Annotated in this window: 4 protein-coding genes and 1 pseudogene; 4 read left to right on the top strand and 1 reads right to left on the bottom strand. The window is 51.1% G+C overall.

All coding sequences use genetic code 11. The features are described 5' to 3' along the window. The first annotated feature begins 760 nt into the window (after positions 1 to 760). Positions 761 to 2,122: a hypothetical protein gene (locus PDO_RS09500; protein WP_007600925.1), complete on the top strand. Its 1,362-nt coding sequence runs from the start codon at positions 761 to 763 to the stop codon at positions 2,120 to 2,122. A gap of 488 nt (positions 2,123 to 2,610) precedes the next feature. On the opposite strand, the pseudogene PDO_RS27055 reads toward PDO_RS09500, so the two are convergent. Beyond that, positions 2,611 to 2,804 (bottom strand): annotated as a pseudogene (locus PDO_RS27055) (transposase); the annotation flags it as partial. 404 nt (positions 2,805 to 3,208) lie between these two features. Here PDO_RS27055 and PDO_RS27850 point away from each other — a divergent pair. The 3 genes from PDO_RS27850 to PDO_RS28760 all read left to right on the top strand — a co-directional run. Continuing rightward, positions 3,209 to 3,688, top strand: coding sequence for a hypothetical protein (locus PDO_RS27850; RefSeq protein ID WP_141649872.1), 480 nt, complete (start codon positions 3,209 to 3,211; stop codon positions 3,686 to 3,688). A 201-nt stretch (positions 3,689 to 3,889) separates the two neighbouring features. Continuing rightward, positions 3,890 to 4,942, top strand: a complete 1,053-nt coding sequence (locus PDO_RS09490; RefSeq protein WP_141649871.1) for a hypothetical protein — start codon at positions 3,890 to 3,892, stop codon at positions 4,940 to 4,942. Positions 4,943 to 5,227: 285 nt separating this feature from the next. After that, the coding region (locus tag PDO_RS28760; RefSeq protein ID WP_210161513.1) for a hypothetical protein at positions 5,228 to 5,419 on the top strand (192 nt) is incomplete at its 3' end.

The raw sequence follows: 5,419 nt of genomic DNA, 5'->3' as shown, positions 1-5,419 counted from the left end.
AGCCGTTAACAGTAGCTACAGTCGATGTCTGTTTGCGGCGCTCCGCCAGCCTATCATGGACGGACGCAGCCCGGGATGTGTCTCAGTCGCCCTCCGGACTCCTGTCGACACATCTCGCGCTCACCTCCCATCAAACCACTTCCAGTAAAATCAACCTCACGCCCGCAGAGCCGAAATTCGCCGTAATTCCATCTCGGCGCCACATATGCGCGGATCTCAACAGCCATCGACAGGGCTTGCGTTTTTTTGTTTTTATGCATGCCGTTATCCCGAAACCGAGCCCCCTTTCGGGCGACATGCAGGAACGCCTATCGCGTGAATTCAGAATTCACCGAAAACGACAGGGCGAGATATCCCCCGCATCCGCCTTCCGGCACCTTCTCGCCGCTGGGGAGAAGAGGGCAAGATCCGCAGCGCTGCGGGTCTCCTCGCGTAAGCGGGGAGAGGTCCGCCGAGCAAAGCGCAGGCGGGGTGGGGACCCCGCGCACGGTCGTGTACCGTGTTGAAATTGGCGCGGTGGGCTTTAGCTCTTCTTAAGCTGTCAAGGCTCTGTTCAAACGCAATAGCGTTGTGGACCGACTTTGACAGGGCGCGCTTGCGCAAAGCGACAAGTGATCTGCGCGCTCAACAATGGACATCCCAGCCCCGTGCTAACACATTCAGGTATGTCCTGACTGTTCCAGCTGGACTACCACGCCATTGAATTCCCGCACCTGTGCTGCGCGGACAATATTAGTTTTTAGTACGAAAGGAATTCGACATGGTCGATATGAGCGCGGCGACAAAACCGGCACCAAACGTTCAGCAACAGCAGTCGCAGACTGTGCCGCAAGCGACTGTGCAGCCAGAGCCGAAAACGACGGGGACCGTGCGGGGGCGGAAAATGGCGACGGCGACGGCCGGTGTATTGAATCAGGGGCCGAAGGCGTCGGGCGCTGAACCGAACCAAGCGCAGACTGCAGGGGCGCAAAAGCCTCGGCCGGATGCGCACACGCAGGTGACGTCATATCGCCGGACCCCCTTTTTGAACATGCCCCTTGCAGAAAGGCTCGCTATCCCGACCACGGACCGGCCTTATTTCGAACAATACAAAAATAGAGGAGGAAAAGGTTTCAAAGACACAATTTCCCAGCCAGGCAATGCCAATTTTAAAAATTATAACTTAATTGGTGTCACGGTCGACAAAATTGAGGATGCCCTGAAAGAGACGGGCCAATCCGCCCCGCAAGCCCGCCAAGGCGTATTGTTAAAATTTGGTGTGGACCCGGTGGTTGCTACTTTATTGTCGGGGAGCGAAAACTTCCCAACGGATTTAATAGACGCCCAAACAACGGCGTTACGACAGATTGATGCCGCCCGCTCCGCGGATTATAAAAAATCCCCCGAGTATTTAGAGGCATACTTTGATAGTATATTACCCCTTGATGGACCTGTAAAGATTGACAAAAAGCAAAAGGGATTCTCTTTTGAAAAGATGGATTCTGCCCAAAAAACGTGCTTTTCCAATTTCACTTCAATCTATTTGAGCTCACCTCAAATTACTCAAAACGGTAACTATAATAATGCTTCTAAAGTGCATAAAACATTTGGCGACTTGGCTAAGCAAAAATTCGATATGAACCCTCTTGTCTGGTTGTTTGCCAGCAAAAGATATGTCGCGACGTGCAAAGTTGCTTTCATGGAGCAACACGGAGTTGACCATGATCATGCGGTTCGCATTGCAGCCAGCCGGCACACGATCAAGGACGCTGCTCGCATTATTTGCAAAGGCGCGGAAAGCCGGATGAACACGGCTCTTTACAATGAATTCACGAAGTCCGTACAGTTCAGAAAATTTTTCATGCGGAAAATAGATGGAAAGAAACTGTGCAGGAAGCTTAACTTGCCCGAGCAGGCTGAAAAAATGGTGCTTATGGCTAAATTCTTTCAGATAGTGGGCAACGAAGACCACGCGCAACGTGTGCTGGCATGCACGGTTGATTTGAGAGGCTTGCCGAAGAACAAAATGGGATTTTTTAGCCTTTCTAAGAAGATGACCACGAAGGAGTTATATTTGGCTCTCTCAAAAATTCCGGTTGAAAAAGTGTCATTACTGAAGCCGGCGCGTGGATGGTTTTGGTAAGGATCTGCCGCTTCGTCCTTGTCGATTGGTTGTCCGCAGTGTCAAGCGCTCAGCGAAGGATGAAGGCATGATCTGAGGGCTGTCATGCGGCGTGACGGCCCTCCAGGTCTTGCGGCGGCCTGCTCATGGGTGCTTGTCTGCCGGCGCTGGGATTGCCCCTTTCATGGCTGGGCCTGGTACTGGGCAGGGCAGTGACAAAGACTGCCAAGGAACGCCGGCGGAATGCCTGGCGAGGCGGCGTAAAACCCAGCCAGGAGTGGGCTTCCGTCTTTTTGACGTGGCCGGGGATGTTTGTCGCAGACAAGTTACGCTGCGGGACAGTCCCGAATTTCGTGTATGGGCGTGCATCACGGGTTTGAACGAGATCCCCCAGGGTACGAGGGAAAGACCCGGTGATGCCGGACGCCAGATTAGACCAGGTGCTCGGTGGAGCGGAGGCGAAATCGGCATTCCTTAGCAAGGGTCTAAGAGTCGGTCCGGAAAGTTCTTCATTTTGAACAGAGCCTTCGCAGCATAAGGCGGATAGACGCGAGCTTGAGAAAGGCGAGCGCGTTCGCGACAGGTTCTCGAAGTCCTTGGCCCGCCTGCGGCATCGTCCCAGCCATGCGAACGTCCGTTCAACCACCCATCGCCTCGATGGAACCTCAAAACCCTTGGCGGTGTCGGAACGCTTGACGATTTCGGTCGCCAGTCCGGGCATGGCCTCGAAATATCTGCCCTTTGAGCGGTTTTGGTGAACCTCATACGGTTTCCGCTTGATCACGTCGGCGAGCCTGGTTTTGGCTCTTTGTTTTTAATGCATGCCGCTATCGCGAAACCGCGGCCAACTTTTGGGCGACTTGCATTGGTGCCGATACCGCACCAAAACCGCCAAGCCGCGCAAACGAAACGCCTGAGCATTGTTCAGCAATACCTACTTTTTAACCTACTTTTAATAAGAATGTAATAAAAAGCAGAGCACGCAGCATAGATCCTCGGTATTTTCCTACCGAAAGCCGTTAACCACGCGATCTTTACCAATTGTTAAGGTTAGCATCATTACACAGTTCTTCGCCGCAGACAAGCCAACCACGTAGGAAATCATTGATGCCGCCCAAAATCACCCCGACACAGGCAGGTTCCGTGCCATCCGCGCCGACTGGCGATGCAAATCCGTTAAAACCTGCCGCAGAAAAGTATTTTAATAAGCTTGTGGCTGAGAAAATTATTGGGAACCAATTCAACGCGGCCAGGCGTTATATGCAAGCACTTGAGGAAAAGAAGGCTGGCCATAAGTCCACAGGCTCCTGGCTTCCTGCGGTAAAAAAAGACGGCCCGAAGGGCAACTCCGGTCAGGGAGCATATCCACTTTCTGATAAAGAGACGCCGCAGGCTCCGTTCAATCCCACGGCGAATGACCGCATCACAGACGATGGCAATAAGGAACAACATTCGACTTCGGATGAAAAAAAAGCAGCCCCTGGCAGGGTGTCCGAAGGCCACCGGCTTCCTGTGGTAAAAAAAAGGCGGCCCGAAGGGCAACTCCGACCTCGACCGCCATCTGAACAAATATCAATACACGGCTAAGAATACGCCCAATAATGGCAATAATCCGGAAACCACGGGCGGTAAGCGCCGCCCCTGGACCCACAGAACCCACAATTATAGTGGCAAAAGCGTTGCAGGCGCATAACGCTAAGCGGGCGGCGGAAGAGGTTGAGCGTAAGTCGCAGTGCGTTAAGTTCGCGCAGGTCGCCAGCAACGGCTATTTAACGAATGTAAAGGATTATGGTGAAGGCCGGACGTGGCCTGAATTCGGGGGGGGAGCGTCCAGATCCTGATACAAGTGCCCGTGAAGCGGCCCGTAAAAACCTGAATCTCTCTTGTATTTCTATTGAGCATGGCCTTAAGCCCGGTATTGAGACGAGATTGAAGTGCATAGATAGTGTGACGAACTCAGTTGGTGAAGATAATCATGCGAAATTAAGATCAAGGGCGGATGAACTTATCAAAAGCGGTGATAAGGATGGCATTGAAGTCTTGATTGGTGAACTTGCCCAACAGGAATATTCGCTTGATAATTTCATGGGTTCAAGTGCCACGAAAACTGACTGCGAGAAAGTATGGGCACTTGCGAAACATGCTGCTGAACACCATGCTAAATACGGTGAAGCCGAATTGCCTAAAATTCTTGAGCGCTATCTGCCTTATAAAGACGCTAAAGAGTTTTTCGAAGCACATTCTCATGAAATTGAACCTGCCAGGAAGTTTGTTTTTGTGCTCATTCACAAACTTAGCAGAAAGCTAGAGAATTTGGATGCTGCTGCGGATCAGAACTATGAACTACTGATAGGTAGTTTTTATGATTTCGTGGTAGCAACAGCAGGCGGCCATCTGCAATTAGGGGAAGATTGGTACACATCGGAATATTATGAACATTTTAACAGTCTTGATGAAAAAATAGTTTCTTTGAACACTTCAATGGGTGAGAGACTAACCGAAAAAGGAGAATTCAACCACGAGCTTACTCAGAAATATCATGGTATGCTTGAGGTTGCTAGAGAAAACCGCGATTTATCTAAAGTCGAGAATATCATTCTACTCTGCAAGGACGAACTTACTTTCTTTGATGAGAGGATTCTTGAGATTTCTGACCTTGAAAAAAACAATAATAAGGCAGATGAATTGTACAATACATTTCTCGATCATGTTGAGAAGTACAAACGTTTAACTGGCGGCACACTCGAGGTTGAATTGGGCATTGGATACTATCCCGATATTAAATTAGATTTAATTGCGCTACGTACTCAGATTGAGATATGCAAAAATGAACTTTTGTAACTCCTTGAAAAACTTAATATACTGCGCGAAGAATTGCAAAACGTCGATGACCGTTGAATGGGGACTGGCGGCAGGGCGTGTGGTGGCTGTTCGCCGCCGATGGCGGGCTGAGTTCCCGGGCTGACTGCCCTGCGGATCCCGGCGCTCCCGATGCGTTTCTGCTGATGGATGTACAGGCCGTCCGAAAAAGCCCGGCCGATCGGTCAGCATGTACGACAATACGCCTCGTGCGCTGGGCTTGAACGGCGTGGATACCTCGAAATATCTGCCCTTTGAGCGGTTTTGGTGAACCTCATACGGTTTCCGCTTGATCACGTCGGCGAGCCTGGTTTTGGCTCTTTGTTTTTAATGCATGCCGCTATCGCGAAGCTGCACACTTTCGGGCGGCATGCATTAGTGGTGATTCTGTCAACGGGTATGTCCGACGGGTATGTCGTGTTGCCCGGCACGCCATCGGGAGGTTTCGGAACGCTGCGC

The organism is Rhizobium sp. PDO1-076 (assembly GCF_000247475.1).
GTDB lineage: Bacteria > Pseudomonadota > Alphaproteobacteria > Rhizobiales > Rhizobiaceae > Allorhizobium.
This window is presented reverse-complemented; position numbering and strand designations above follow the sequence as displayed.